2 protein-coding genes are annotated in these 606 nt (G+C 70.3%); both read right to left on the reverse strand.

Features of this window, described 5'->3' with window-relative positions; genetic code table 11:
* A partial coding sequence (locus tag A5780_RS37430) for a hypothetical protein (RefSeq protein ID WP_156769509.1) occupies positions 1 to 186 on the reverse strand: 186 nt, incomplete at its 3' end.
* Positions 111 to 563 carry an RRQRL motif-containing zinc-binding protein gene (locus tag A5780_RS43335; protein WP_369829574.1) on the reverse strand — a complete coding sequence of 151 codons (453 nt, stop codon included), beginning with the start codon at positions 561 to 563 and terminating at the stop codon, positions 111 to 113. The genes A5780_RS37430 and A5780_RS43335, both read right to left, overlap by 76 nt.
* Between the last annotated feature and the right edge of the window lie 43 nt (positions 564 to 606).

The raw sequence follows: 606 nt of genomic DNA on the forward strand, positions 1-606 counted from the left end.
GTCGATGACCACACCCCACTGGTCGGCGAAAGCGTTCCGCAGCTCGTCGAGTTTCTCGGCCGCGATCTCGGAGTTCTCGTGCCAGGTCAGCGCCTCGGCCAGCGATCCCGTCAGCGACCACCGGTTGCCCCACGCGATCTGCTGCAGATTCTCGGCGGCGTATCCGAGCTGGTGATCGATTGCCACATCGAGCATTTCCACCGCGCCGGTGCCGTGGGCGCGGGCCTTGTCGTAATCACGCTGGATTCGCGCGCGGGCGGCGCGGGCCTCCAGCCCGGACCTGGGGCTTCGGTGGTGGTGAGCTCGTCACGGGCGTAGCCGTGACGCTCAGCCGCGCGGGCCTGGTGCTCGCGGATGGCTTTGGCGACCGCGAGCAGCTGCGCCGGGCTGGCGGTGCGTTTCGGTACCGCCAGTCGTGCGTCGTAGAGGTAGGCCAGCAGTCGCCGGCCACGGCGGCGGGTTTCGGTCTGCGCGACCGGGGCATGGCCTCCGGGGGCCAGGCCCGCCGCCCGGAGCTGGCGGCGGGTCTTCAGATGCGATGGAGCGGCCTTCCACGGGTAGATCTCCGGTTCGTGATCGGCTGCCTCGGAAGCGGTTTCGAGCCGC

The organism is Nocardia sp. 852002-20019_SCH5090214 (assembly GCF_001665865.1).
Taxonomy (GTDB): Bacteria; Actinomycetota; Actinomycetes; order Mycobacteriales; family Mycobacteriaceae; genus Nocardia; species Nocardia nova.